Origin of the sequence: Sedimentibacter saalensis, from assembly GCF_007830175.1 — a bacterium.
GTDB classification, from domain to species: Bacteria; Bacillota; Clostridia; order Tissierellales; family Sedimentibacteraceae; genus Sedimentibacter; species Sedimentibacter saalensis.
The window spans coordinates 74,487-99,323 of record NZ_VLKH01000014.1; the positions used below are offsets into that span (position 1 = coordinate 74,487).

The 24,837-nt window shown below is 34.4% G+C and carries 23 protein-coding genes, 1 pseudogene and 1 riboswitch; of the genes and pseudogenes, 23 read left to right on the top strand and 1 reads right to left on the bottom strand.

What is annotated here, in order from left to right; genetic code table 11:
- The first annotated feature begins 2 nt into the window (after positions 1-2).
- The 17 genes from LY60_RS17100 to LY60_RS17180 all read left to right on the top strand — a co-directional run bounded on the left by LY60_RS17100 (position 3) and on the right by LY60_RS17180 (position 14,237).
- Positions 3-947 carry a type II secretion system F family protein gene (locus tag LY60_RS17100; RefSeq protein ID WP_145086747.1) on the top strand — a complete coding sequence of 315 codons (945 nt, stop codon included), beginning with the start codon at positions 3-5 and terminating at the stop codon, positions 945-947.
- A 10-nt stretch (positions 948-957) separates the two neighbouring features.
- Positions 958-1,890, top strand: a complete 933-nt coding sequence (locus LY60_RS17105) for a type II secretion system F family protein (protein ID WP_145086750.1) — start codon at positions 958-960, stop codon at positions 1,888-1,890.
- Positions 1,890-2,219 (top strand): DUF192 domain-containing protein, encoded by a 330-nt coding sequence (locus tag LY60_RS17110; RefSeq protein WP_145086753.1) that lies wholly within the window; start codon positions 1,890-1,892, stop codon positions 2,217-2,219. The genes LY60_RS17105 and LY60_RS17110 overlap by 1 nt, the downstream gene beginning before the upstream one ends.
- A gap of 44 nt (positions 2,220-2,263) precedes the next feature.
- On the top strand, positions 2,264-3,328 hold the full coding sequence (locus LY60_RS17115) for a coiled-coil domain-containing protein (RefSeq protein WP_145086756.1): 1,065 nt from the start codon (positions 2,264-2,266) through the stop codon (positions 3,326-3,328).
- Between the two features lie 112 nt (positions 3,329-3,440).
- Positions 3,441-3,821, top strand: a complete 381-nt coding sequence (kal, locus tag LY60_RS17120; RefSeq protein ID WP_145086759.1) for a 3-aminobutyryl-CoA ammonia lyase — start codon at positions 3,441-3,443, stop codon at positions 3,819-3,821.
- Between the two features lie 261 nt (positions 3,822-4,082).
- Positions 4,083-5,759 carry a GspE/PulE family protein gene (locus tag LY60_RS17125; protein ID WP_145086762.1) on the top strand — a complete coding sequence of 559 codons (1,677 nt, stop codon included), beginning with the start codon at positions 4,083-4,085 and terminating at the stop codon, positions 5,757-5,759.
- A complete protein-coding gene (locus LY60_RS17130) occupies positions 5,756-6,991 on the top strand; it encodes a type II secretion system F family protein (protein WP_145086765.1) in 1,236 nt (411 codons plus the stop codon). Before LY60_RS17125 ends, LY60_RS17130 begins: the two co-directional genes overlap by 4 nt.
- Positions 6,992-7,082: 91 nt before the next feature.
- The gene (locus tag LY60_RS17135) at positions 7,083-7,478 is read left to right on the top strand and encodes a type II secretion system protein (protein WP_145086768.1); all 396 of its coding nucleotides are present in this window, start codon (positions 7,083-7,085) and stop codon (positions 7,476-7,478) included.
- Between the two features lie 596 nt (positions 7,479-8,074).
- On the top strand, positions 8,075-8,818 hold the full coding sequence (locus LY60_RS17140) for a prepilin peptidase (protein ID WP_145086771.1): 744 nt from the start codon (positions 8,075-8,077) through the stop codon (positions 8,816-8,818).
- 159 nt (positions 8,819-8,977) lie between these two features.
- The gene (pilM, locus tag LY60_RS17145) at positions 8,978-10,450 is read left to right on the top strand and encodes a pilus assembly protein PilM (RefSeq protein WP_145086774.1); all 1,473 of its coding nucleotides are present in this window, start codon (positions 8,978-8,980) and stop codon (positions 10,448-10,450) included.
- The gene (locus LY60_RS17150; RefSeq protein WP_145086777.1) at positions 10,437-11,012 is read left to right on the top strand and encodes a hypothetical protein; all 576 of its coding nucleotides are present in this window, start codon (positions 10,437-10,439) and stop codon (positions 11,010-11,012) included. The genes pilM and LY60_RS17150 overlap by 14 nt, the downstream gene beginning before the upstream one ends.
- Position 11,013: 1 nt before the next feature.
- Positions 11,014-11,403, top strand: a complete 390-nt coding sequence (locus LY60_RS17155) for a type IV pilus modification PilV family protein (RefSeq protein ID WP_212633506.1) — start codon at positions 11,014-11,016, stop codon at positions 11,401-11,403.
- Between the two features lie 57 nt (positions 11,404-11,460).
- On the top strand, positions 11,461-12,009 hold the full coding sequence (locus LY60_RS17160; protein WP_145086783.1) for a hypothetical protein: 549 nt from the start codon (positions 11,461-11,463) through the stop codon (positions 12,007-12,009).
- A 145-nt stretch (positions 12,010-12,154) separates the two neighbouring features.
- Positions 12,155-12,835: a PilW family protein gene (locus tag LY60_RS17165; RefSeq protein ID WP_145086787.1), complete on the top strand. Its 681-nt coding sequence runs from the start codon at positions 12,155-12,157 to the stop codon at positions 12,833-12,835.
- 7 nt (positions 12,836-12,842) lie between these two features.
- Entirely contained in the window at positions 12,843-13,274 is a 432-nt protein-coding gene (locus LY60_RS17170) for a prepilin-type N-terminal cleavage/methylation domain-containing protein (protein ID WP_170226288.1), read from the top strand.
- 47 nt (positions 13,275-13,321) lie between these two features.
- A complete protein-coding gene (gene efp / locus LY60_RS17175; protein ID WP_019228931.1) occupies positions 13,322-13,879 on the top strand; it encodes an elongation factor P in 558 nt (185 codons plus the stop codon).
- A 10-nt stretch (positions 13,880-13,889) separates the two neighbouring features.
- The gene (locus LY60_RS17180) at positions 13,890-14,237 is read left to right on the top strand and encodes a CD1247 N-terminal domain-containing protein (protein ID WP_145086793.1); all 348 of its coding nucleotides are present in this window, start codon (positions 13,890-13,892) and stop codon (positions 14,235-14,237) included.
- 169 nt (positions 14,238-14,406) lie between these two features.
- Here the strand turns inward: LY60_RS17180 and LY60_RS17185 are convergent, their stop codons facing one another.
- Positions 14,407-15,267: a hypothetical protein gene (locus tag LY60_RS17185; RefSeq protein WP_145086796.1), complete on the bottom strand. Its 861-nt coding sequence runs from the start codon at positions 15,265-15,267 to the stop codon at positions 14,407-14,409.
- A gap of 338 nt (positions 15,268-15,605) precedes the next feature.
- Between LY60_RS17185 and LY60_RS17190 the strand changes: the two genes are divergently transcribed.
- The 6 genes and pseudogenes from LY60_RS17190 to LY60_RS17215 all read left to right on the top strand — a co-directional run.
- Positions 15,606-16,028 carry a C-GCAxxG-C-C family protein gene (locus tag LY60_RS17190; RefSeq protein ID WP_145086798.1) on the top strand — a complete coding sequence of 141 codons (423 nt, stop codon included), beginning with the start codon at positions 15,606-15,608 and terminating at the stop codon, positions 16,026-16,028.
- Between the two features lie 9 nt (positions 16,029-16,037).
- On the top strand, positions 16,038-17,915 hold the full coding sequence (locus tag LY60_RS17195; protein ID WP_145086801.1) for an ATP-dependent helicase: 1,878 nt from the start codon (positions 16,038-16,040) through the stop codon (positions 17,913-17,915).
- A gap of 117 nt (positions 17,916-18,032) precedes the next feature.
- Entirely contained in the window at positions 18,033-19,241 is a 1,209-nt protein-coding gene (locus LY60_RS17200; RefSeq protein ID WP_145086804.1) for a bacterial transcriptional activator domain-containing protein, read from the top strand.
- Positions 19,242-19,604: 363 nt separating this feature from the next.
- Complete coding sequence (locus LY60_RS17205) at positions 19,605-21,320, top strand: S-layer homology domain-containing protein (RefSeq protein WP_145086807.1); 1,716 nt, start codon at positions 19,605-19,607, stop codon at positions 21,318-21,320.
- Positions 21,321-21,575: 255 nt separating this feature from the next.
- The gene (locus tag LY60_RS17210; RefSeq protein ID WP_145086810.1) at positions 21,576-23,018 is read left to right on the top strand and encodes an HD-GYP domain-containing protein; all 1,443 of its coding nucleotides are present in this window, start codon (positions 21,576-21,578) and stop codon (positions 23,016-23,018) included.
- A gap of 88 nt (positions 23,019-23,106) precedes the next feature.
- Positions 23,107-23,190: riboswitch (cyclic di-GMP riboswitch) on the top strand.
- A 191-nt stretch (positions 23,191-23,381) separates the two neighbouring features.
- Positions 23,382-24,837: pseudogene (locus LY60_RS17215) on the top strand (InlB B-repeat-containing protein); the annotation flags it as partial.

A 24,837-nucleotide genomic window follows, 5' to 3' on the forward strand; every position in this document is an offset into this window, starting at 1 on the left:
TCATGGAAATATTGATATCAATAACCATTGCCATATTGATTTATCTTGTTTTATATTCAGTTCTTTCTTCAAACAGCACTGAGCAGGTAAGGTTCAGACTATCAAGATATTTTAAGGAAAACAATGTTGATGATGTGCAGGAACAGTTTATAAGAGAAAAAACAGAGGAAGAAAATAAAAGAAAGAAGCAGAGATTCAAACTTGCCAGCCAGGAATTTTCAAACTATATAGCTTCATCAGGCATAAAACTCAAAGCCAATGAATTTATAGTGTTTTGGGCAGGTTTAACTTTGATACCCATGATTATTGTTGTGCTGTTTGGTGGAAGCATAATTACTGGTTTTGCTCTTGTCATAATTGGAATTGCCGTACCTCCTTTTATTGTCAGCAACGCAAGAAAAAAACGAGAAGATTTATTTAATGCCCAGCTTGCACAGGCAACCATATTGATGGGAAACAGCATAAAGGGAGGATTTACATTTTTGCAGTCCATGGAAAGCGTTGCAGAAGACATGCAGCCTCCTATATCAACAGAATTTGCGAGAGTATTAAGAGAAATTCATTATGGGGTGAAGCAGTCAGATGCCCTTAATCATATGGTGGAAAGAACTAAAAACAAGGACCTGGAACTATTAGTTTCAGCAGTCTTGACTTCAGCACAGGTTGGAAGTAATTTATCTGAAATTCTGGATACCATTTCATCAACCATTAGAGACAGAATAAAAATTAAAATGGAAATAAAGACTCTTACTGCTCAGGGAAGAGTATCAGGACTAATAATAGGTCTTCTTCCCTTAGTACTGGTATTAGCGTTGATGGTAATAAGCCCGGGATATTTTGCGGGATTTTTTGAGTCAGACATAGGAAAGATACTTGTTGTTGTTTCTATTATTTTGGAAGCAATAGGGTTTGCATTTATTAATAAAATAGTCAACATAAAAATGTGAGGTGGCGGTAATGGCTATATATATATCTTTATTTCTAGCGATTAGTATATTTTGTGCTGTAGTTGTATTGTTGAACAACTATGGTGTGAATGTTGACAGGGTCAGAAACCGCATCTCAAATATAGGCAGTGCTGAGAAAAAAATTGTTATTGATGACGAATTGAATAAATCACTGTCAGAAAGATTTTTAAGTCCTATGATGGATTCCATCGTGAAAACATTGGGTAAATTTGTTCCTGATACCGGTACCAACAATCAGAAGTCTGAAAATTTAAGAAAAATGCTGCGCCAGGCAGGTATGTCATTGATGCCAAGCGAATATTCTGCCATTAAAATTATTGTGATAATCGGCACATCAGTTCTGTTTTTCTTGTTATCGTTCATACTCAATTTAGATAATACATATGTGATTTTAATGCCATTAATAGGAGCCTATGCTGCTTTTGCTATTATGCGTTTTAGCTTGTTGAGTAACATAACAAAAAGAAAAGAAAAAATGGAAAGCCAGATGCCGGATGTATTGGATATGCTCAGTGTCAATGTTGAGGCTGGACTTGGTTTTGAACAGGCAATGCTTCATGTTATAGAGCATTTTCAAGGTCCGCTCATTGATGAATTAAACATTACATACAGAGAAATGACAATGGGCAGGAGCAGAAAGGATGCACTGACCATGCTTGGTGAGCGATGTGGTATAGATGATTTGAAGTCATTTACTGGATCTGTTATTCAGGCAAACAAGCTGGGTATATCTTTGAAAAACGTACTCCATACTCAAGCTTCAGCAATACGAGAAAGCAGAAGAGGCAAGATAGAAGAAAAAGCACATAAAATGTCCATAAAAATACTGCTTCCTATGGTAATATTCATATTTCCTGTAATATTTATAGTGTTAATGGGACCGGCAGTTGTATCCATAATGGAAATGTTTGGTGGAATGTAATGAAGGCTTTTATTAATAATTCGGAAGTGATAATAAGTGTTAAAAGGGCTGATACATTTAAAACAAGGCTAGTAGGTCTTTTGGATAGAAAATCAATTGAACCCGACGAAGGGTTGTTACTGTTGAGGTGTACTTCAATACACTGCTTTTTTATGAAATTTACAATTGATGTTGTGTATTTGTCAAGAGAAATGGAAGTGTTATACATAGAAACAGTCAAACCATGGAAGATAGGAAAAATGGTAAAGAATTGTGTCCATGTATTAGAGCTTCAAGAAGGGGCTGCAAAAAAAATTTCGGTGGGAGATATTATTGTATTTAACGAATAAGTATTGTATAATATTGGCATTACAGTTTACATCGGAGGATTTAAATGAAAGAAAGTGACAATAAAAATGTAGTTGGGATGATTCGTGACAAAACTGAAGAAGCTGATTTAAGCAGTGTTTTAAAAAGTACATTTGGCGGATATACAAAACAATCTGTTCATGAGTATTTGACTATTTTGCGGAAGCAACAGCAAACATCTCAGGAAACATTTTCTAGAAACCTCCAAACTTTATTTGAAGAAAAAGAAACTATTAAAAAAAGCAACGAAACTCTTTTAGCACGCTACAACAAGCTGTCTGCGGAATATGATAATTTGGCTGAATCATTGAAGAGCATTAAGATAGAAGATTCAGAATACTCGGCTCAAACAGTTATAACTCTTAAAAACAGCATTTTATCATTGGAAGAGGAAGTAAAGAAATACAACAGAGAGAGAAAAGCTCTGGAAAATGAAGTAGAACGCAGGAATGATGAAATAAATAATCTGCATTTAAAGCTTGAGCATTCAGTGCAGGAAACAGAAGCTCATAAAACAATGCTTAAGGCTGAAAAATCAGAAACTAAAAAACAAAGGGATACTGTTGCTGATTTGTCACGTTTGTTAGAGGAAGAAAAAAATGAAGTAAAATATTTAAGAAGTACAATGACAGATGGGAAGTTTGCGGATTTAAATAGTAAAATAGGCGAACTGAGCGCACAGATGGCTTCTATGACGGAAATCATTAAAAAGCAGAATCTTGAGAATGATTTAAAAGAAAAGACAATTGAAACACTTAATGATGAAATAGCATTGTTGAAGCAAAAGTTAAGCACAATGAACAACTCGCTGCAATCATCTAACAAACAAAATGATAAACTGCTTGTGGCTAATGAAGCTTTAAAATGCAAGCTGCAGGAAGAATATAAAAAGTCAATAGATTTAATCAATGAAAATTCAAACATTGCAATAGAAAGACTTATTGCTCAGAAAAATCTAAGCATTGCTGAAGCAAAAATTACTTCTTTGGAAATGCAGCTTCTTAAACAAAAAAAATCTGACGATATAATAATATTACACGAAAAGATTGAAGAAAACAGAACAAAGTCTGATTTGGCAGGCAATGTTTAATACAATTTATAAATACATAAAAAGTGAATAAAATTGACAATCCTTCGTTTTAGTGCTAAGATATTGTTGTCACGGGGCAAAGTGACTAGAGCAAAAAATTTGGAGGGTACAAATGAAATCATTAATCAGATTGAGAATGAGCGCACATGATGCTCATTACGGCGGAGAATTGGTGGACGGAGCAAGAATGCTTGGACTGTTCGGAGATGTTGCAACAGAACTTTTAATCTTGAACGACGGAGATGAAGGTTTGTTCTGCGCATATGACAATGTAGAATTCTTAGCACCTGTTTATGCAGGAGACTACATCGAAGCTGTGGGAGAAATTACTTCTGTGGGCAATTCTTCAAGAAAAATGAAATTTGAAGCAAGAAAGGTTATAGTTCCAAGAAAGGACATAAACGATTCAGCTTGTGACTTTTTGGAAGAACCAATTGTTGTTTGCAGAGCTACAGGTACTTGCGTGGTTCCAAAAGACAAACAAAGAAAATAATTAACAAAAAATTCCATTAGGACGTTGGTTATACAACCATCGTCCTTTTTGTATTAAATTTCTTTTAAGTTAATTTTATAATTACATTAAATTATGTATATAGATTTATATATTTCTTTAAATTGATATTAAGAAGTGTAAATATAATGGATAAATTATTAACAATAAAATCATTTACAAAAACAGTCACGGTAATTATAATTTATATACGCTACAGATAGTCATATTTAATAGATAAATATAAAATTAAAAGGGTATTGTATGAATAAGAATTCATCAAGACTTGGAGAACTACTCATTTCAAATAATGAAATTACATTGGAGCAGCTTTGTGCTGCACTGGACGAACAAACGTCATCTCATGAAAAACTAGGCAGTATATTGATTAAAAAAGGATACATTTCTGAAGTGGATGTTTTGAGATATTTATCCTCGCAGACGGGTATCAAGACAATTAATATGGACAGCTTGGAGGTCAATAAGGATGCAGCAAGAATTATATCTGAAAAGCTTGCAAGGAGGACTAATTCAATAGCTTTTAATTTTTATGGCGGAAAGCTCCTCGTTGCAATGATGGATCCTTTGAACATCTTTGATGTTGAAGACATAGAACTTGAGTCAGGCATGAAGGTTGAACCTTCATTTGCTTTAAAATCACAAATCATTGAAGCCATAGATAAATTCATGAGCAGCAGAAACACTGAAATTGCAGCCAAAGAAATTATCAGCAATCTATGTGCTGAAATCGAATCAGCCGATGATAAGACAGAAGATGAATATTTAAATAATTCTCCGGTTGTGAGGCTTGTGAATTCTCTCATAGACCAGGCCCTGAAAATGGAGTCTAGTGACATACATATTGAACCTTTAGCAGATAAAATAAGAGTTAGGTTCAGAATTGACGGAGAACTTCATGAAACACTTGAAGTTCCTATTAAATCGCATTCTGCAATTGTTACAAGGATAAAAATAATGGCAGGAATGAACATTGCTGAAAAAAGATTGCCCCAGGATGGAAGACTTGAGATGAATGTTGACTCTATAGCTATAGACATGAGAATTTCAGTGCTGCCTACAGTGTACGGAGAAAAGATTGTTCTTAGGATTTTAAACAGAGGCAATTTTTTAAAATCAAAATATGAGCTGGGATTTACAAATGAAAATTTAAAAAGCGTTGATTCTATAATGGAATGCCCAAATGGTATAATTTTGATTGCAGGCCCGACGGGAAGCGGAAAAACTACAACTTTGTATACATATTTAAATGAATTGAACAACATAAATAAAAACATAATAACTGTTGAAGATCCTGTTGAATACAAAATTCACGGCATTAATCAGGTACAAGTAAATTCAAAAATAGGTCTTTCATTTGCCTCGGGACTCAGATCCATTTTAAGACAGGATCCGGATATTATAATGATTGGTGAAATCAGGGATGAAGAAACTGCTGAAATTGCAGTGAGAGCAGCAATAACAGGTCATCTTGTAATCAGCACTATCCACACAAATGATGCTCCTTCTGCTGTCATTAGGCTTGAAGATATGGGAATAAAGACATTTCTGGTTGCAGCTTCTCTTAGGGGAGTAATTTCACAGAGGCTTGTGAAGAAAATATGTACAAACTGCAAGGAATCATACATGTCAAACAGTTTTGAGAACAATTTGCTTGAACTTAAAGACAGTGTTGTTTTGTATAAGGGAACAGGTTGTTCCAAATGTTACAATACAGGTTACTCAGGGAGAATTGGAATACACGAGGTTATGAAAATAGATCAGAATATGAGAAATAAAATTTACAAAGGCGGTTCTACAGATGAACTTACGGAGGAAGCAATAAATAACGGAATGGCAACATTAAAAGATAATTGCAGGCAGCTGGTGCTTGAAGGAATTACTTCTGTTGAGGAATATTCACAGGTGGTCTACAAACTGTGATAAACGAACTGGAGGAAGAAATGACTTTGTACAAATGCAGGGTGTTCAACAGTTCCGGAGAAAGACATTTATTAAAGGTTGATGCATTCTCTGAAGAAGACATTCTTGCTGAATTAAGAAAAAATAATTTCATAGTTACTGAGATAAAAAGTCATAAAAAATTGTCAGAGAGGGTTCATATAGCGCAAAACTCGCGAAAAATAAAACTCAAGGAACTTTCCATGTTTTGCAGGCAGATGAATTCTATGCTCAAATCAGGAATTGCTATAGAGAAATGCATTGAAATATTAAGCATGCAGACAGAAGATAAAAATTTTTGCACAGTGCTTAAAAATATGCATAAAAAACTCCTGACAGGCAGCACATTTTCTGAAGCAGTTGACAGCAACAAAAAAGTATTCCCTGCAATGTTTCTTTCAATGGTACGTGCTGGTGAAATGAGTGGAAATATTGAACTGGTAATGGGACGGCTTGCTGTTCAATATGGAAAAGAATACAAGACTGAAAGTAAAGTGAAATCTGCAATGACATATCCAATTGTATTGGCTGTTGTTGCAACTGTTGTTGTCATATTTCTGCTTATGTATGTAATGCCAACTTTTGTTGATTTATACCATAGCTCAGGAGTTGCTTTACCTTATGTGACAAGGATAATGCTTAAGCTCAGCATAGGGCTTCAAAATTACTGGCAGTTCGTTGCTCTTGCTTTATTAGGTACTGTACTGGTTATTATCAGATTGATGAAAAATGAAAATGTACGATATAAAATTGACTGCTTCAAGCTTAGAATTCCGTTGTACAAAGTATTGAAGGTTAAACTGGCTGCAAGCAGGTTTTCAAGAACATTGTCAACGCTGGTTGAAAGCGGTGTGCCGCTTATTTCAGGGCTTGAGGCTGTGTCTACGATTGTTGGAAATGAAAAAATCAAGAGACTTGTTTTGTGTGTGAGAGAGGATGTGAGAAAAGGATCCTCTCTTTCTTATTCTATTGAACAATACAACATATTTCCACCAATGGTCCATAACATGATTAAAATAGGTGAGGAATCAGGAGAACTTGAAGATGTTCTTAACAAGACTGCAGATTTTTATGATGAAGAAGTTGAAAATTCTATTCAGAAATTGGTTGCACTCATTGAGCCGGTTATGATTGTTTTGATGGCAGCAATTATTGGATTCATAATGCTGGCCATGATAACCCCAATGTTTGATATGGTCAATACAGTACAATAATAGCTGATTTTCATAGTTGAAATTAATTTTCCTGAGAAATATGCGCGCTATTTGATTAAGGAATATTAATAATAAAATAAGGAGAGCTTTTATGAAGAGAAAGAACGAAAAAGGTTTCACTCTGGTGGAATTGATTGTTGTAATGGCTGTTCTTGCGGTAATTTCTGCAATTGCAGTGCCGAGGTTCTTAGGCGTGCAGGAGGATGCAAAACTCGAAGCTGATTATGCTACAGCAGCAATGTTGGGTAAGGCAGCAGAGTTGTACTTGGTTAATGATGGGCATACGACTACAGATTTAGACAATGCAGCTAATGGTGGTACATTAGAAAATACTTTAAAAACTACGGAAGTTAAATTTGTATCGAAAAATTTTATTGGAAAAGAAAGCACAATTACTTTTGATGAAAGCGACAGTGGAGCTGTTACTGTAAGTGCTGTTCCAATAGGTGAAGGTGCAACGGCTGTTCCGCTGTATCCAAGACCATAATATTTATAAGATTAACCCCGGGCGGACACTAGGTCCGCCCCTACGTGTGGTAATTGGGGAATTGCAGTGAAATTGGAGTTTCACATGGCATATGGAATGTAATTGCAAATATTGGCGATTGGCGAACGAATTTAAAACCCCGGATTGTAGGGGAGAGTTACTGCTCTCCCGCATATAACAAATTATAATTAACCCCGGGCGGACACGAGGTCCGCCCCTACGTGTTGATAATTTAGGAATTGAATACGCACATACGTGTTGGTAATTGGGGAATTGCAGTGAAATTGGAGTTTCACATGGCATATGGAATGTAATTGCAAATATTGGCGATTGGCGAACGAATTTAAAACCCCGGATTGTAGGGGAGAGTTACTGCTCTCCCGCATGTAACAAATTTTAATCAAAACCCGGGCGGACACGAGGTCCGCCCCTACGTGTTGATAATTTAGGAATTGCATACCCACCCCGACATTACGTGTTGATAATTTAGGAATTGCATACCCGCGCCGACATTGCGTGTTGATAATTGAGGAATTGTATACCCGACATTATGTGGTGGAAATTATGGGTAATTTAAGTGAATTTGGAGTCCCTTTATGATTATGTTGGTGATGGTTTTCATTTATGGATTAGTCATAGGTTCATTTTTGAATGTGTGCATTTTCAGAATACCGGAAGGTATTTCGGTTATCAATCCCCCTTCATCATGCAGCAGCTGCGGTCACAGGCTTTACTTCAGGGATATGGTACCTGTTGTCAATTACATTGCAAACAAAGGGAGATGCAAATATTGCAATGCTTCATATTCAGCTCAGTATCCCATAATTGAAATTTTGAATGCTCTATTATATTTAATGATTACATTGAAATACGGCTGGAGTTTTTATAGTGCTGCTTATTGCATTTTGGTAAGTCTGATGGTAACTGTAAGTTTGATAGATATAAAATACATGATAATACCTGATAGTCTGAATGTGGTTGGTACGGTAATAGGAGTCAGCATTATTATTTATAACAGCAGTCTGATTTTGGATAAACTCATAGGAGCTGCAGTTGGTTTTTTGATTTTTTCAATGTTATCATTTTTCACTGGTGCCATGGGCGGCGGAGACATAAAGCTCATGACAGCCCTTGGGCTTATTTTTGGAGTAAAAGGGATATTATTTATAACAGTATTTTCATTTCTCATTGGTGCCCTGGTTTGTTCTGGGTTGATAGCCTTAAAATTTAAAAGCATGAAGGATAAAATTCCTTTTGGGCCATTTATATGTATGGCTGCAGTGCTGTATATTTTTTGCGGCAATGAATTAATAAATGTTTATTTAAAATGGATTTGGTAATTCAGGTGCTTTTAATATGTCATTCTAGTCGCAAACAAAAGAGAGATCCTTCGTAACGCTCAGGATGACAAAATCCAATAATTGCCATATGTATGCCAGGTTCTGTGTGAGATTATCGCTTAACTCAGGATGACAAAATTTGTAATTTAGGTGATAGCCATGTCAAAAATAATAGCTTTTGAATTTAGCGACCATAGCATTAAATTTATTGAAGGCAGAAGAAAAGGGAAAATACTTCACATTTTCAGAAAAGCTGAAATAAATTTGCCTTACAACATTTTATCAGACGGAATACCTAAAGATTTACATGAAGTTTCAGAAGTTCTCAAGAAGATACTTGGAAATTCCGTTAAGCATAAGAAAGCTGTGTTTCTCATTAATTCAAATTCAGTATTTATAAGAAAATTGGAACTTCCATATGTAAAGAGCAGCAAGGAAACAAGATCCATGATTAAATTCAAACTTCAGGAGATGCAGCCATCTTATATTAATCAATATAAAATCATGTACAAAATATCGGAAATATTCATGTGTGAAGGTGTTAAAAAGGCCAGATACACAGTATATGGCATGCCATTGAAAATGTATGAGGGATACATGGAAATCACTGAAAGGTTAAAATTGGACTTGGCAGCAATGGATATTTCATCAAATTTCACAAATTACATTTTAAATGAAAATATAAATGGACATGTAAAAAAAGACATTGTAGCAGTAATTTATGCAGGTAAGTCAAGCATGTGTCTTAGCATAGCTTACAATGGAATTACTGAGCTTTTCAGAATAGCAGAATATGATCATGAAGACACTTTGTTGTTAAAGTGTATTGATGAAATTCATAAATACATGAAATATTACACTTCATTAAGCAAGGACAACAGTATTAAAAAAATATATCTGATTGGAGAATATTTAAGTGATGAATTTAAGGAAAATTTATCTGACTTAGGTATAGAAGTTGAAGTAATTGGAGAAATGCCATGTGTTCTCGAACATGGACCAGAGATAAAAGATGATTTTTACGATTATTTTAATTTGACTGCTTCATTTTATTTTGATAAAAATCATATTGATTTCTTAACAGAAAAAAAAGAGAAAATGGAATATAGGTTTGCTGTTGGAGTAGCTGTCATGTCAGTAATTCTTATAACAGCTCTAGGGTTTTCGTATAATTTTTTGAATTATTATTTTAAGACTAGCATGTTGAAAAATGAAGCATATTCAAAGAAGGTATTTCTAAGCAATGAAGATAATATTTTATTGAACAATAAAATAGAAAGCATGAAAAAAAAGACCGTGTTTCTTGAAAATTATGTAGTAATGGCTGGTGAAGCAAAAAAGAAAACAATACTTGACAATTTAATTAGCTCTAATCTGTTTGAAAAAATCAAAGACTGTGCTGCAAATGGCACAAAAATAAAATCTTTTTTTGCCGATGCAAATAATGTGGAAATTAATTGTGAATCAATTTCCTTAAAAAGCATCGCATTGTTTGTAGAAAATTTGAGAAAAATTGAATTTGTAGACAATGTTAAAATGACAAATGTGGAAGTTAAAAAAGAAGGGGAAGTTTCTAAATTTACCTATGCAGTTACTTGTTATTTGAAGGGTGTTGATTATGAAGAACAATAAATATATTAAAATAGTAATTTTTATTGCATTGTCAATGATTTTGCTTTTCACGGCAAAAGACAATGTATCAGCAGCGTACAGTGTTTTTAGCCTGACTGATGATGAACATACCAAAATCATTGCAGACTATGAAAATATGTGTGAAAATATAAAAAACAAAAAGATGTATGAGGAGAGGCTTAGGGACATCTGCGATGAAGCCAACAACATTAATATCATATCAAATATCAGGCAGGAACAAATATTAACTACATTAAATGAATATCTGTCAAGCTGCTCAATTGAAGCGTCTTCGATTGATTTTTTGGAATATTCAAATTTAAATAATATGGATGCAAAAATTTCCAAAGAAAATGAAAAAGACCGAATTGTTTCAGCTGCTGTAACCATTTCTTTTACAGCTTCTTACAATAACATGCTTAAATTTGTTGATGAAATTCAACGCGGTAGGACCACTGTAGCAATAAGCAGTGTCAGAGTTGTGATGAATGACAATGATGAAGTTTTCGGAACAATTAAACTTGTTTTTTATGCATTGAAAATAGATGAAGATTATGAATAGGATGAAGTTAAGGATTTCAAACAATTGTGGTATGACACTGGTTGAGTTGGTAGTGACAATGGCAGTCTTGGGCATATTGATTGCACCTGTTATGTCAATGTTTGTATTTTCAGCTAAAATAAACAATACTGCCAGCAATGAGTATAAAGCTTCCATGCTTGCACAGTCATACATGGAGGAAATTAAAGCAATGAGGGAAATTGATACACAAAAATATTCTTATAATTCCAGCACAGGAAAGTATGAATGTCTCGTGCCGGAAACAGAAAGCAGATATGGAGCTGATATAACAATAGAAGCAGGGGAAGGAATAGTTTATACAATAAAAATTTCAATCATACAAGGCGCCCAAGAGATAAAAATCCTTGAAGGAAGCAAAATTTTTTATTGATACTTCTCTAATGTAGTATGACAGAAAGGAATATTAGAAATATTTCGGAGAATAAGTATGAACAATAAGGGTTCCACAATGGTGCTTCTTGTTATTGCTATGTCTGTAATAATTGCGCTTGGCGTTTCGATTTTAAATATAGCAATGATGCAGTACAACATTAGAAATTACAGCATGGAAGCAAAACAGGCATTTTATAAGGCAGAAGACGGTCTTAATGAAGCTTTTTCAGACGTCTATATTTTAATTGATGAAGCAGCTTCCAGAGCAATTGATGAAGCAAAAGAATATTTAAATTTGTATCCCCTTGATGAAGGTGGGGCAGAAAGTATTTTTTGTGCTGAGTTTAAAAATTATATAACTGTCAATTTTAAAAATAGAGCTGAAAATAATTCTAATCCAAAGGTTAAAATTGCAGAACAAAATTTAATTTTTTCCGGAAACAGTCTCAGAGCACATCTAATATCAATCTACCGCACAGATAAAATAGAAAAACATGTTGAAGCTGACATAGTAGTCTTGGTACCTTCCTATTCAGATGTGAAAAACAATATCTTTGATGCTGCAGATTGTATTATGTATGATAATTGGATTAATGTAAATTAAATGATAAAATTCAGGTTGCTGACCATGAACTTTTGACATTGTCACTCTGAGGAATAAAGATGAGATCCTTCACTATCGTTCAGGATGACAGCGTCGGGGTAGTCTGTAATCAAGCACCTTTGTATGATATTGAGAGAGGTGGACTATGTTAAAAAACAAAAAAGGTTTTACCCTCATAGAACTGCTGGTAGCTCTTGGACTTAGTACCTTGGTTACTTCATTGGTAGTAACTTTTTTTGTTGTAAACATAAAAACATACAAAGAATTAAATGATGAGGCAGAGCTGCAATTTCAGGCACAATATATATTGAATTTCATGTCTGACAAAATAATGGAATCTGAAGGCATTTCATTAATGAGAAATTCACTGGACTACTATTCCATGACATCAGTCAGGGCATCAGGATTAAAGCTTCCTGCTGATAAAATATCATTTAGATTTGGTGATGGGGAAAGTGAAAACTATGTGTTTCATATTGTAAACAAAAATATTCGTTATGGCATTGGAAATAAAGACTTAAATCCTTCTGTGGAGCTTGGCAATTATGTTAAAGCAATGCACATATCATTATTGAAAAACAATAGTTTAATAAATGTCAAGGTTTTTAAAATCACTCTGCTTCTTGAAAAAGGAAATCAGTCATTTGAAGCAGAGCAAGTTGTAAGTTTCAGGAATAACAATTTTGCAGATAGTGAGTTTTGCAAATTTTTAACAGATTGCTCAGCTCATTGTAATTATATTAAAAAAATAAATAGTCATTGCAATAAAATAAATACATTGACAAATACTGAATTAATTTATAAAATAAGCTATGGTATATTTTAGGTGGACTATGAGTAAAAGCGGGTTTACCCTAATAGAAACGATTGTCACAATTTTCATATTGATTATTTTGATTTCATTAGCTGTCCCTAAGCTTGATATGGATTTTGCATATATGGACAAGATGGCTAATGAATTTGCCATGGACGTAAGATATATTCAGATGGAAAGTATGAAAGTACCCGGTGCTGAGTATAATATTCGAATCAACATGGCTGAAGGCTTTTACAATGTTGATGTGGATACTGTCACGGTCAAGACAGTCAAATTCAAGAAAAGATATAAAATAAGCTACAGCAACATTAATATGAATTCAATCGGATTTACATATGAAGGGATGCCTGTTAATGCAGGTACATTTTCTATATTGGATACCAAATTAAATAAAAAAAAAGAAGTATCAATAGTTCCAACCACAGGAAGAACTATAATTAAAGAATAAGCAGCAATGTGCTGGTTATAATATACATAAAGGAGGAGACACTAACAATGATTACAGCAAGTGATTTTAAAAAGGGTATTACTATATCTTGGAATAATGGATTATGGCAGATAGTAGATTTTCAACATGTTAAACCTGGAAAGGGAGCTGCCTTTGTTAGAGCTAAATTAAAAAACATAATCTCAGGAGCTATAAGAGAGGAAACTTTCAACCCTACAGAAAAATTTCCGCTGGCGCGTATTGAAACTAAAGATATGCAATATTTATATAATGATGGACAATTGTATTACTTCATGGATCCAGAATCATTTGAACAAATTCCGTTAAACTATGACCAAGTTGAGGAAGCTATTAAATATTTGAAAGAAAATGATTTTGCACAGATGAGATTCTATGAAGGCAAACCATTTGAAGTATCAGCGCCAAACTTTGTTGAACTTGAAATAACTGAAACAGAGCCTGGATTTAAAGGAGATACTGCACAAGGAGCAACTAAGCCTGCTACAACTGAAACCGGTGCTAAAATAAACGTACCGCTTTTCGTTGAGATAGGAGATAGAGTGAAGATTGACACCAGAACCGGTGAATATCTATCAAGAGTTTAGGAGGTAAGATATGGATTTTTTGTATGAAAAAATTTCTTATTTGAGAGGTTTAGCTGACGGTTTAGACGTTAAGGCTGACACTAAAGAAGGCAAATTATTTAATGCGTTGATGGATGTTATCGAAGAAATAGCTGACGGTATGAGTGACATAGTTGAAGAGCAAGATGAAGTAAATGAGTACTTAGATTTATTAGATGAAGATTTATCAACCGTAGAAGAAGAATTGTTCGGTGATATGGAAATCGACGAAGATGATTACGATGATGATGATTATGACTTCGATTTCGATGACGAAGATGAATTTGATGAAGACTTCGATGATGAAGATCATTGCGGTTGTGGTTGCGAAGAAGAATAATAATAATTTGCAAAAAAGCATTTCCATTTGGAGATGCTTTTTTAGTGCAATACTCAAGCCCGGGCGGACACAAGGTCCGCCCCTACATATGGCAGTGAAAAATACAGTTGTTCAGCGGGAGGACAGTAGTCTGACCCTACGTTTCGGAAATAGAATATATGATAATTGATTAAGGCCAGATTTCTTCAGGGTCAACTCCGTATATTTGAACAACTTCAAACAAATCACTGTTGGCAATGTCCTTTGGCGTTACAAGCCATGAACCGTCATAGTCAACATCATATCCATTTTGCATGAACGGATACCACACAAGATGTGAGCACTGAGTGCTCTTGAGTTTTTCAGGAACAGGATTTTTGCTGCTCAAAAGACCAACAAACAATCCGTAGGGAACATCATTTAGATTATTTTTTGCAAACTTTGCTATTTCATCCAATGTTTCCTGTGAAGTGTCTTTCAGCTTCAGCATCATGAATGAGGGGTAAACTCTCCATTTGTTGATGTTTTGAAACATTGTGTTTGTTCCCAGTATTACTGCTTCAAGAGTTTCTCCTCTTTCTGCGTCAGTTATTATGGCTGCATGTCCATGGCGCCAGCCAAGAGAATGGGTTGCCTTTGTTATGAGAACATATCCGTTTTCATAGGGCGCAAAGTTAAATCCATACATTGGCTTTCCTTCATCATTTACAATTGATTCCTGACTTGTGATTATTCCTATGGGTTCGCATAAAACTTCATTATCTCTGAAGAATATTTCCTGAAACTTAATTATTTCAGATTTTCCATCAGATTTTTTCATTAGCTCGTCTACAGCTGTTTTGCCTAGGCCTGTCTGATAAAAAAGCTGCTTGTAATCTTCCTCTGTAAAAGTTTCCTTTTCTAAAATGATGCTTATATCTTCCTTTTGATAGTCCGGGCGAATATATCCTGAGGGCTCTATAACTTCTTCTAATATTGCAATTGCAGCAATAATAATTAAAATTGCTGATACTACAGCAATTAACTTCTTATGTTTAATTTTTTTTATCATAATATGTCCTTTTCGTTTATTAAGCAAAAGTTGATTTCACGCGGAACTGTTGTTATTGCACAATTCTTGTATATCAATTATATATCAACATGAAAATATTGCAATGTAAAATATTAGAATGTAAAGTTTAAATAAATTTCTACATAAAAATTATAGTTCAAGCTGTTAAAATTTCATTTGATATGTTATAATATATATCATTTAAAAATGGAGGATTCTAATGAACAAATATAAAAGAGCAGGCAACTTCACAAGAGCCGTATGTTTCATTTTAGCCTTTGGTATGATAATAACCACATTTATGAGCATGCTGATTTACTTTTTTTAGGAAGTGACATATGAAGAATATTGTTGATAAATTAAATAAAGAAGAACTGGCACACCCTTTGGATGAACAGCCATTATACCATAAAAACTGTGCAGAGATAATGCTGATGGCCGCTGATGAACAGTACAAACTGGGACTTGATGAAAGATTTTTTAAGGCTGTATGCCCATTTGGCGGAGGTTTTCAGACAGAAAACACATGCGGAGCCCTTTTGGGAGCTTTAGCAGCAATTGGGTTGATGTACACTGAAGAACGACCTACAACAAATGATAAGATGAAAGAAAAAACAAAACAATTTGTTGCAGAATTTGAAAAAGAATTCGGAGCTTTGGACTGTGCGAATATCAAAGCTCATCACAGAAGTGAAACAGAAGGATGTGCTCCTGTGAAGATAAGAACTGCAGAAGTGTTTGAAAGAGTAATCAATGATTAACAGGTGAATATGGAATACTATGACTATTTAAAAGAAATTAACGGCGTAAATCTGAACAGTCAGCAAATGGAAGCTGCTTCATTTGATAAGGGAAACGCCCTTGTGCTTTCAACGGCTGGTTCAGGAAAGACTACCGTAACAATTGCCAGGGCCGGACGATTGCTGTATGAAAACAAATGCAGCAGAAAAGTTTTGACAATTACATTTTCAAAAATGGCAGCCAATGACATGAAAAACAGGTTTCAATCTTATTTTGGCAGCGTGTATAAATCAAAAACCGAATTTTCAACCATTCATGCCTTTTCTTATAAAATTGTGAAGAGCTTTTACAATAGAAAAGGCATTGATTTTGAACTATTGACCAACAGTTATCACATCCTTGGAGAAATACTCAAATCTCATTATTCAAAATCTTATTTCAATTATGTAAGCGATGAAGAAATTGAAAATTTGTCATCAGCCATTGGTTTTGTAAACAACATGATGATAAATCCAGCTGAATACAAAGACTACGGCATAGAAATAAAAGGTTTTGACACCATTTACGAAACATACCGCACGTACAAATCAAAAAACAGGCTTATTGATTTTGATGATATGCTTCTTTTTGCTTACAAAATTATCAAAGGTTCAGATTATTACAGGGATTACATAAAAAATACTTACCAGTATGTGCAGATAGATGAAATGCAGGATACTTCAAAGATACAGCATGAACTCATAAAGCTTATAACAGATGACAATTTGTTCATGGTAGGAGATGACGACCAGGCAATTTATTCATTCAGAGGCAGTTATCCGGATTTCATGTTAGAATTCAGGGACATATACAAGGACGGCAAAGTTTTTTATCTTAACAACAATTACAGGTCAGATAAGAACATTGTGGAAGGTGCAAGGCACTTCATAGAAAGAAATAAAAAAAGATATGCAAAAGCAATCAATACAGACAATGAAAGAATAAATGAAATAAATATAATTCGTGTCAAGAATAGAGCCGAACAGGCAAAACTAATAACTGAAGCACTTTTGCAAGCAAATGACCAGACAGTTGGCATTTTGTTCAGATATAATATGTCTGCCATGATTTTGGCCAACAATCTCAATGAAAATAAAATAGACTTTTATATTAAGGAAGACAAAACAAAATTTTTCAGCAGCCCGGTTTTATATGATGTCATGGCATTCTTAAATCTGGCCCTAAATCCTAAAGACAGAGATGCCTTTTCAAGGATATACTATAAAAGCTACACATACTTTTCAAAAGGTATGTGCAAGATTGTAACTGACAGCCCTAGAGAGGACCTTACAGTCTTTGATATTCTCGATAACTACAGGTATTTTGATCACTACGTATATGATAAAATACATCAATTCAAAATTGACATCAATTATTTGAACAAATTGAGACCAATGGATGCAATTCGCTTCATTAAAATGGAACTGGAATATATAAATTATCTGGAGAGAATGCAGGAGGAAGGGCGAAATAACATGTCAAATTCTCTTCATATTTTGGAGATACTTGAAGAGATAGGTTCATACTGCAAAAATATAAGGGAATTTATAGATAAAATCAACAACCTTCAGGAGGTTATTAAAAATGCCTCTGAAAACAAAAATGCCAATGTGACACTTACAACTATTCACAGTGCCAAGGGACTTGAATATGATCATGTGTACATGATTGACAACATAAGCGGTGAATTTCCTTCAGAGAAGAAAAACATGTCTGAAGTAGAATATGAAAAAATTCTTGAAGAAGAAAGACGAATTTTTTACGTGGGAATGACAAGGGCAAAAAAAGTGCTTAATATCATTGTCCCAGGCGCGCCGTCACTTTTTGTGAATGAACTGATTCAATCAAACAAAAAAAACAATGCATAGCATAAAATGCCTAAAAATTTCCATAAAAAGTAAATTTATTGATTATTTTTTATTGAAAATATTAATAAATAATTATATAATGTAATATATTGTAAGGCTAAAATTGGGGGACACGGTATGAAACTTTACATTAATACATTGGGAGAATTTGATATAAAAGCAAATGGACAGTCAATGCTAAAAGAATCCAGCCGCACATACAGAATATACAAACTTTTTGAATATTTTCTTACTTTTAGAAACAAAAAGCTGCTGCCGGATACAATCATTGATAATTTGTTGTCTGAAAGCGATTCCGACGACCCTAAAAACATGCTCAGAACGCAGATTTTCAGACTGAGAAAAATAATCAAGATGCTGCTGCCGGATGGTATTGATGCAGAGGAATATATCAACATCAATTTCACCAACGGGTATTATTGTCTTGAAATAGGTGAAAATACTGTTGTCGATATTGACGAGTTTGAAAGGCTGATTCTAAAGGGCGATGCAGAGCGAACTACAAATGCAAACAGCGCTATTGAGTATTATGAAGAAGCCATAAGCCTTTATAAGGGATTATATTTGTCTGACAATGCATATGAAGTATGGCTGGTTCCCACAAGGAACTATTATCAAAGGCTATATTTAAAAACATTGTCCAAGCTGTTTGAACTCTTAAAAGATAAAGGGGAAAATGAAGAAATCATAGCATTATGTGAAAAGGCGCTTCTTTCTGAACCTTATGAAGAAGAAATCCACATCAATCTGATGGAAGCCATGCTAAATCTTGGTCAATCAAAAGCTGCAATGAACCATTATGAATATGCATTGAATCTGTTAGAAAGAGAAATGGATGCAAAGCCTTCGAATAGGTTTATAGATCTGCGGAAAAAAATACATAATAATTCTCATAAAAACACAGATATTGATTTGTCTTCTATAAAGATGCAGCTTGAAGAGGCTGCAGAAAATGGTGCAATGCACTGTAATTTTGAGTATTTTAAATTTCTGTTCAATCTTCAGAAAAGAAAATCCATAAGAAATAACGAGTATGACTATCTTTGCATTATTAACTTCAACAAAAGAGGTTTGCACAGCCATGAGTCACTGGCAAATATTTCAAGGGAGTGGGCAATGCTTCTGAAGACTACTTTGAGAAAGGGCGATGTGTTTACATTCTGGAACGATAGTCAGATACTCATAATGCTCCATGACGTAAGGGGAGACGGAGTGAGTATTATTGAAAACAGAATTGCAAGTAATATGAAAAGTTATATGAAAATAAATGAAAATGAAATAAATATGATTTTTCAGCCCTTAGTGTCTGAAAATACTTTGATATAATTGCAGCCTCTTTGAAGGCTGCCGTGTCATTCTGAGGGCGCAGCCCGAAGAATCTCATATTTAAGCTAGGATATTATTCACTAATGCACACAATCACAATAGCAATGAACTAACAGTCTTTTTCAAGACTGTTTTTTTGTCGTTTTTTGGCGTAATTAAAATGTAATTGAAATGAAATTGAAATGAAACTGCTAAAAAATTGAGATGTAATTACAAATACATATAATAATATTAAGCAAACACAAAAACGCAACTTGTACGGAGACTTAAATGCAGACTGGAAGAAAATAAGTACGGTTAATGATTTATAATTAGTTGCTTAAATGAACATAAAACTGACACTTAGGACGAGGGGGTTATAAAATGAACAAAAATCTATACAGAATAATTTGTGCAATAATAGCATTGATGATGATTATGCCTGTAATGCCAAGCAGTATAGTTAGTGCTAAACCTAAAGATGGAGATTCTTCAAGTGAAGCTATGGAAATTGACGTAGATGGTGATGTGTATTCTGAACTTGGAATTAGCTCAACTAATAATCAATCAAAGCTGCATGCCATATGGTATGACGATGATGATCTCTATGTAGCTGTATCAGTAATGAGTCCAAAGAAGGTTGAATCAGTAGAATATTATGAAAATTCAGGTTTTAGTAAGACTGTAACTGGTTCAGCAATTTATGGTAATGTAAATATTACTAAACTCATACTCACAAATGACCATGGAAGATTTGAATTCGATGCTTTAAAAAAGAATTCTGATTCTACAGGTAAAAATTATTTTGTTATAGCAAATTTAGGAGAATTAACATTAAATAATACATTCAATATTCAAATTGATGTAAATGGAAATGGTCATGAATTTATAGGTATAACAGTTGATACACCAAATGAAAATCCGATAGATCCAGAAGATCCAGAAGATCCAGAAGGCCCAGAAGATCCAGAAGATCCGGAAGACCCAGAAGACCCAGAAGATCCGGAAGATCCTGAAGACCCAGAAGATCCTGAAGAACCAGAAAATCCAGAAGACCCAGAAGACCCAGAAGACCCTGAAGATCCAGAAGACCCAGAAGATCCTGAAGAACCAGAAAATCCAGAAGACCCAGAAGACCCAGAAGACCCTGAAGATCCAGAAGACCCAGATGACCCAGAAGATCCTGAAGATCCTGAAGATCCTGAAGATCCAAAAGACCCAGAAGACCCTGAAGATCCAGAAGATCCAGAAGACCCAGAAGATCCAGAAGACCCAGAAAACTCTGAAAATCCTACTAATCCAGTTAAACCAACTGATCCGGTAGAACCAGCAACACCAGCAGTTCCATCAGATCCTGTAGATTCAGATGACGATGAAGAGTCAGGACGAAGTGGCAATGGTGGCGGCGGAACCATCATTAAAGACATAGAAATTCCTTTGGCTAATCTAGAGAAAACAGATCACTTTGCATATGTAATTGGTTATCCAGAAGGAGATGTAAGACCTCTAAACAATATAACAAGAGAAGAAGTTGCAATGATTTTCTATAGACTTTTGACTGATGAAAGCAGAAATGAATTGTTAAGCGATGAAAACTCATTTACAGACTTAATGAACCATGAATGGTCAAATCGTGCAATATCAACTTTGAACAATGCAGGTATAATCAAAGGATATCCTGATGGGACATTTAAACCGTCAGAACCTATTTCAAGAGCAGAATTTGCAACTATAGCAGCAAAATTTGATAATCTTGATTTGAGCAGCTCAAGTAATTTTACAGATATATTAGGACATTGGGCAGAAAAATATATTACATCATCTGAAATAAAAGGTTGGATAAAAGGCTATCCGGATTTAACATTCAGACCTGAACAAGATATAACAAGAGCTGAAGCAATGACGTTGATTAATAATGTATTAGGAAGAGCAGTGCCAGAAGAAAATATTCATCCAAATGCAATGTTCTGGCAGGACATTACAAATGATCAATGGTATTACAAAGCTATAATGGAGGCTACAAACAGCCATGACTACATGCTAGAAGATGACGGGGATGAACTGTGGACTGGAATGAAAGCAAACAAAGTATGGCCATAGAAATATTGAAAAATTAGACAGCAAAGAATTTAATTGTACTCTGCCAACATAAAATGAATTTTAAGATGAAAGGTCTGAATTCGGTATTATCGAAGTTAGACCTTTTTAGATTTTATACAAATGATTATGGTGTAATTAGAATGTAATTGAAATGTAATAAAAATATAATCGCTAAATAATAGAAATGTAATTGACTTAATATATAATATTGATTAATAAATAAGCAAAAATACTTCCTGAAACAGGGGTGATGAAATGGAATACCCTTCAAAGAATGATTTTTATTTAAAGTTCAAGGCCGTTTATAACAGAGAAGGAAATTTTATTGACTACGAGCTTGTGTACATAAGTGATACATTTTATAAAGCTGCCAACATCGTTCCGGATAGAATTTTAGGCAGAAGATTTTCAGAGATTGTTGTGGACTATTCAAACGAACTGGGCCTTAAGGAATTATATTTTTATATGATTCCAAAATCTAAATTTAAATTTGAAATTTATATCAAGGAAATTGAAAGATGGTATCTAATCAACATGTTTTCAGATAAGAGCAGTCAAGATGATCTGCTTGTAATATACTACGTTGATATAACATATATTAAACAGAATGTTCAATATCCTTACAGCCAATCTGATAATGAACAAAATGTTTATAATATTAAAGACATAAAGAAATTATACTACAAGGATCGTCTGACAGGATTGTATAATAAAAATTTCTTTGAAGAAGAGCTGGCGAGGCTGGATACGAAAAGACAGCTGCCAATAAGCCTTATAATGGGAGACATAAATGGTTTAAAGCTCATAAACGATGCGTTTGGTCACAACATGGGTGATAATGCTCTAAAAAAAGCAGCTGAAATTATGACAAGCTCATTCAGGGATGAAGATATTATCAGTAGAATCGGTGGAGATGAATTTGTAGTACTATTGCCGAAAACCACAGGTGATACTGCCGTCGATATAGTTGAAAGAATAAAAGAAAAATGTGACAAGAACACACTGGATTACGTAAAAATCAACATAAGTTTTGGAGTTGCTACAAAGGAAACAATGGATGAAGATATCCAAAAGGTACTTAAGAAAGCTGAAGACAGAATGTACTTTAAAAAACTAAAGGAAAGCAAGGAAGCAAAGCTTTCAATGATTAAGTTTTTAAAGAGCAGGCTGGAAAAAATCACATACGAAACCAAATCTCATTACGAACGCCTCAAGGGTCTCACTATGCTGATGGCAGAGGCCCTAGAGTTGACAGAAGCAGAAAAAGAAGAATTAAGATTATTGTGTGAATTCCATGATATAGGAAAAATAGGTGTGTCAAGAAACATTCTTCAAAAGGTTGGAACATTGAACAATGAAGAATGGGAGACTGTGAAAAGGCACAGTGAAATCGGTTACTATATTGCGCGGGAATTTCGGGACGCTTCACCTATTGATGAATTGATTTTAATACATCATGAGAGATGGGATGGAAAGGGATACCCGGGTCTATTCAAAAATGAGGAAATTCCAATTGTAGCCAGGATATTTGCCATTGCTGATGCTTACGATGTAATGGTTAATGACAGACCATACAAAAACATTATGACTAAGAGAGACGCTCTTAATGAAATAAGTGAAAAAGCAGGCAGTCAATTTGACCCGGCCATAGCTCAGTTATTTGTAAAATTAATGGAAAAAGAGGAACAAATTGTATAAAAGTTCATTATTTTAAACATAATATAGTATAAATGTTATTTATGTTTAAAGACTAGCTATTTGTGGTATCTATGATGTATGAAGCAAAATTGAATATTGGCAAACCTATTGAAAGATAGGGACGCAAAGCGAGAAGTCTAAAGCATAATGCTATGACCGTTCAGCTGCAAATTAATTTTAAATAATTATTTTGCAGCTTTTTTGTTTCATTAGTTTTAATGACATCCTAGGAAGCGAAGGATCTCATCTTTAAATTAGTTAGCAACAACTGCTTTTACTTGGGGGGTTGTTCTATATAAAACAAGACTTATTAATAACTTGAAGAAAGGAGGTGTAAAAATTGAAATGTTTATTAATAAATTTTTGCATAGTTCAAAAGGAGAAACAAGAATTTTAAAGAAAGGAGGAAATTATATGAATAAAAATATGTTTAGAAAAGTTGTTTGTTTAGTAATTGCGTTGATGATGATGATGCCAGCAATGCCGAGCAGCTTGGTAAGTGCAGCTGAAGAACCAGTAATTATAGACAATCCATTGGATAATAGTATTTCAACAGTGACAACTGGTTCAGCAATCACCTTTACTGTAGAACACTATAAGCAGTTGGAGGATGGTACATTCCCGGAAATTGCAAGTGAAACCGAAAAGTTTGGAACATTTGAAAAGATTGTACATGATGATGATTATCAAAAAACTACGTATGATGGATATACGTATGTAAGCGGGTTGGTCGACGGAGAAACATCAGTAATGGTGTTGGAAGATGAATCTTCAGTAGTAAAACTGTATTACAATTTAGATGCATTGAACATCCCCGTTATGCTTGCAGGAATCGGAGACGGAGGGGTTTATACTACCGAAGCTGGTGTAATGGATGCAATGGGACAATCGACTAATAATCATCTTGTAGGATACTTAGCTTGGGTTGAGGAAGGCACAGAGAATCTCTATGTTGCTTTCAACGCCAGTAATACTGCTGTAGATCTAAAGACTCTTATAGGCGTAATATATTATGATGGGGCTATGAATGACACATCATATTACTACGATGAATTAACAGGTATTTATGAAAAAATTCACGGGCCGATTAATATTGATGGAGTTCAATATGGCCCAAATGATCCTGTCACCAATATGCCATATGAATTTACAAATTGGTTGGTTATAAATTTGGGGGAAATTACGTTTTCTGATCCATTTTATATTGGATTGGACTATGCTGAAAATGGTTTTGATGCTATGGGAGACAAAAAAATACGGATTGAAATATTGGACTATACAGTCGAATACCATGCTAATGGTGCTGACGGCGGTAGTACATCAGATCCTAATTTTGCTTACGAACAATACGACTGGGTTACTGTGTTAGATAATGGGTTTACTTATACAAATCATAATTTTGTAAAGTGGAATACATTACCCGATGGTAGCGGAGACAATTATTATCCTGGACAGAAATTCCAAATGCCAAACCATGATGTTGAGTTATATGCAATATGGTCTACGGTACCACAAAATAGTTTTACGGTAGAACATTATCTGCAAAATTCAGACGGAACAACATATCCAGCAACACCGACATATACAGAAACAGACAGTGCAAATACTGGAGCGACAGTATATGACGATACCTATGAAAATAGTTACCCAGGCTGGACATATGTTAGCGGAGCAGTAGACGGAGTAACATCAGCGGTAGTGGAAGCACCGAACGGAACAACAAAATTGAAACTGTATTACACAGTGGATAGCGTTGGTTTTACGGTAGAACATTATCTGCAAAATTCAGACGGAACAACATATCCAGCAACACCGACAT

Bases quoted from the DNA above. Each gene is read 5' to 3' on its own strand.
- LY60_RS17100 (WP_145086747.1), top strand. From the start codon at position 3: ATGGAAATATTGATATCAATAACCATTGCCATATTGATTTATCTTGTT.
- LY60_RS17105 (WP_145086750.1), top strand. From the start codon at position 958: ATGGCTATATATATATCTTTATTTCTAGCGATTAGTATATTTTGTGCT.
- LY60_RS17110 (WP_145086753.1), top strand. From the start codon at position 1,890: ATGAAGGCTTTTATTAATAATTCGGAAGTGATAATAAGTGTTAAAAGG.
- LY60_RS17115 (WP_145086756.1), top strand. From the start codon at position 2,264: ATGAAAGAAAGTGACAATAAAAATGTAGTTGGGATGATTCGTGACAAA.
- kal (WP_145086759.1), top strand. From the start codon at position 3,441: ATGAAATCATTAATCAGATTGAGAATGAGCGCACATGATGCTCATTAC.
- LY60_RS17125 (WP_145086762.1), top strand. From the start codon at position 4,083: ATGAATAAGAATTCATCAAGACTTGGAGAACTACTCATTTCAAATAAT.
- LY60_RS17135 (WP_145086768.1), top strand. From the start codon at position 7,083: ATGAAGAGAAAGAACGAAAAAGGTTTCACTCTGGTGGAATTGATTGTT.
- LY60_RS17140 (WP_145086771.1), top strand. From the start codon at position 8,075: ATGATTATGTTGGTGATGGTTTTCATTTATGGATTAGTCATAGGTTCA.
- pilM (WP_145086774.1), top strand. From the start codon at position 8,978: ATGTCAAAAATAATAGCTTTTGAATTTAGCGACCATAGCATTAAATTT.
- LY60_RS17150 (WP_145086777.1), top strand. From the start codon at position 10,437: ATGAAGAACAATAAATATATTAAAATAGTAATTTTTATTGCATTGTCA.
- LY60_RS17155 (WP_212633506.1), top strand. From the start codon at position 11,014: ATGAAGTTAAGGATTTCAAACAATTGTGGTATGACACTGGTTGAGTTG.
- LY60_RS17160 (WP_145086783.1), top strand. From the start codon at position 11,461: ATGAACAATAAGGGTTCCACAATGGTGCTTCTTGTTATTGCTATGTCT.
- LY60_RS17165 (WP_145086787.1), top strand. From the start codon at position 12,155: ATGTTAAAAAACAAAAAAGGTTTTACCCTCATAGAACTGCTGGTAGCT.
- LY60_RS17170 (WP_170226288.1), top strand. From the start codon at position 12,843: ATGAGTAAAAGCGGGTTTACCCTAATAGAAACGATTGTCACAATTTTC.
- efp (WP_019228931.1), top strand. From the start codon at position 13,322: ATGATTACAGCAAGTGATTTTAAAAAGGGTATTACTATATCTTGGAAT.
- LY60_RS17180 (WP_145086793.1), top strand. From the start codon at position 13,890: ATGGATTTTTTGTATGAAAAAATTTCTTATTTGAGAGGTTTAGCTGAC.
- LY60_RS17185 (WP_145086796.1), bottom strand. From the start codon at position 15,267: ATGATAAAAAAAATTAAACATAAGAAGTTAATTGCTGTAGTATCAGCA.
- LY60_RS17190 (WP_145086798.1), top strand. From the start codon at position 15,606: ATGAAGAATATTGTTGATAAATTAAATAAAGAAGAACTGGCACACCCT.
- LY60_RS17195 (WP_145086801.1), top strand. From the start codon at position 16,038: ATGGAATACTATGACTATTTAAAAGAAATTAACGGCGTAAATCTGAAC.
- LY60_RS17200 (WP_145086804.1), top strand. From the start codon at position 18,033: ATGAAACTTTACATTAATACATTGGGAGAATTTGATATAAAAGCAAAT.
- LY60_RS17205 (WP_145086807.1), top strand. From the start codon at position 19,605: ATGAACAAAAATCTATACAGAATAATTTGTGCAATAATAGCATTGATG.
- LY60_RS17210 (WP_145086810.1), top strand. From the start codon at position 21,576: ATGGAATACCCTTCAAAGAATGATTTTTATTTAAAGTTCAAGGCCGTT.